This is a genomic window from Candidatus Culexarchaeum yellowstonense, from assembly GCF_024707025.1.
Classification (GTDB): Archaea; Thermoproteota; Methanomethylicia; order Culexarchaeales; family Culexarchaeaceae; genus Culexarchaeum.
Window position 1 is genome coordinate 1 of the sequence record NZ_JANGFQ010000212.1, and the last position, 2,485, is coordinate 2,485.

Consider the following 2,485-nt stretch of genomic DNA (forward strand, 5'->3'; position numbering starts at 1 on the left):
AAAGCTTAACAATGTAGTTTAGGAAACCAATGGATACCACTCTGGATGATGACGCAGCCCCAGCAGGCACTGCGCCACCGAAACTTAGATTTGGTGTTGATAGAAGCCCAGTTTGAGTGTATATTGGAGCTGGATATGTTGTGAAGACAGCCCTCAAACCACTAGAATCCACAGCTGCAAGTAAGACTGCATCTGGATCGAGATTGTAATCCACCTCACTCCAACCATAATTGTAGACCCTATAAATGTATAAGCCTCCAACAGTGGAAACATAACTGAATTTAACATCAGTCATGAAGTCTTCTCCGATAGGCTTCTGGAATATCATCTTCAAATTTGAACCGCTTAAACTTAATGGGGATATTATGTAGCAGCCCACTGTAAAGCCGAAGTATGTTTCACCATCAACCCAATAGCTCAACGAGTATAAGCCATTATAGTTGGCTATGGCAACAATAGCCTTAACTGGAAGACTAAACTGTAATGGTGACTTCTTATCATAGGAAAACTTCACGCCAACCGGGGATACATATGCTGATATTATGGTTAGATCAGAATCGCTAGTTACATCGGAGCCATCGAGCGTGTAAACCTTAACCTCAATATTGTAGGAGCCCCCAACAGCTTTACAGGTGATTGTAATGTTGAGTATGGGTGTGAAGTTTATTGAGAAGCCTCTATCAACGCCATCAACCCAACCATTTAAACCATATGGCGATAGCCTGAATGGGACTGAATTTAGGTTTGATGGTTTACCTATGAGATTGTATGTTAAGAGGTTTACTTTATCCCTATCCACACCACCATAACCTCCAATGCCGAAATCCATGATGGCGCCGCCCCTAAGGACCTTGACATCCCAATCCCTTGGGAGCCCTTCAAAATTCACCAATTTATCCATGATCACTGAAACTTCACTATCAAGTGGTATGTAGGTTATGGATGGAGGTTTGGGTGCTGAACTTATTAAAGTTGTAATTGAACTCAATATCAATATGAATATGGATACACTAACTACGGCTTCAATAGGCTCCTTCAACCCCCACCACCCACGTAGACAAGCTCCAAGGTGAAGTTTGAAGAACCTATTCTAACTATTCTAACATAATTCCACTTTGCACCACTATAAACGGTGGATTCAATGATGTTGAAGACGTATGGGGATATGGGTAGCTTTAGGGTTACTGTGGTTGTGGGTTGAAATGTGGGCTTAATGGTTAATGTGACAGCACCATTGTTGGAGGATATCGTTATTGAGTATGGGCCTAGGGGGCAATTGTCTGGAATATTCAATCTAAACATGACAATGCCGCCCACATTCAATCCATAAGCGTGATTCACAGCTTCAAGTAGTTGCGATGAAATTAGGCTTGCAACCCCCCTCAAATCAGCCGCCGATATATCAGCCTTATAGCTTGCTGCAAGTATTCCTGAATAGTATGATGTTAGTAGGAATATGGAGAGTAAGGAGACCATGATTATCGTAGTTGATATTGGCGATGTTGGAATAGGCCATCACCCCCAAACATAATTAACTTTATGGATTACGAGCCTAATCGTGAGATCTGAAAGTTTTGGGACGAAAATAGATTTCTCCCCAAGAAGTCTATTGTCGAGATAAAGCTTAATTCTCACATAAGTGTCTGAATAGCCGATATTCTTCTTATATATATCATTTCTAACTGAGCCAGCATAATTCACGATCAGCATGTTTGATACCGAACCTCCTATGGGGGTCCATGAAACATCTATGTATGTTAATTCAATTATGAAGTTGCTGCCGAAACTGTATGTTTTGACTAGGATCTTTGTGAAGTTTAGGGATATGCATGGTCCACCAACATCTGAATCCCAGTATGATGTTAGCATGGGTATATCGTATATGTTGTCCACAAATGGGCTACTAACCCCCATTATAACACCATAACTTGTGGATGCAAATCTACCCCCAATACACTTAACAGTTAGTGTGGAGTTGTCAATGACTTGTGGTGGTGGAGGATTGGGGATTCCGCTTACTTCAAGCCTAAGAGTTGCGTTATCCACGTAAAATCCCAATCCGGAGAATTTTGATGGGAAGCTGAATTCGTATTTTAAACCACTTGTAACTGAGTTTATGGTGGCATATGCTAAGTCCATCATCATCCCCCTAGAAGCTTCAAAGCTACTTGACTCCACAGATGACTCAAGTATGTAGAATGCATATCCAAAGGCTGCAACAGTCAATATTATGACCACTGAGGTTATTATGACGCTGGATACTGCACTCTCACCGGAACTATTCACGGTTTTCACCTCCCAAAAGCTCCGAATAGCATAGCCATCCTAGGTGAAATTAGGATTACAGCCATAGATAAGAGCGATAATAGTAGGGCATGCTTAAACCCTGAAGCCAGAACTCCAGTGGAAACCTTTCCAGCCATTAAACCCATGAATAGCACGTTTAGAACTGTTGCTGGAACTATTATTCTCACAGCCACATGAT

Annotated in this window: 4 protein-coding genes; all 4 read right to left on the reverse strand. The window is 41.6% G+C overall.

Features of this window, described 5'->3' with window-relative positions:
- Window positions 1–1,039 (reverse strand): hypothetical protein (locus MRT15_RS11310; RefSeq protein WP_304330326.1); only part of this gene is annotated, 1,039 nt, incomplete at its 3' end.
- On the reverse strand, window positions 1,036–1,476 hold the full coding sequence (locus MRT15_RS11315) for a hypothetical protein (protein WP_304330327.1): 441 nt from the start codon (window positions 1,474–1,476) through the stop codon (window positions 1,036–1,038). The genes MRT15_RS11315 and MRT15_RS11310, both read right to left, overlap by 4 nt.
- A 39-nt stretch (window positions 1,477–1,515) precedes the next feature.
- Window positions 1,516–2,286 (reverse strand): hypothetical protein, encoded by a 771-nt coding sequence (locus MRT15_RS11320; RefSeq protein ID WP_304330329.1) that lies wholly within the window; start codon window positions 2,284–2,286, stop codon window positions 1,516–1,518.
- 5 nt (window positions 2,287–2,291) lie between these two features.
- Window positions 2,292–2,485: hypothetical protein (locus tag MRT15_RS11325; RefSeq protein WP_304330330.1), on the reverse strand; the 194-nt coding region annotated here is incomplete at its 5' end.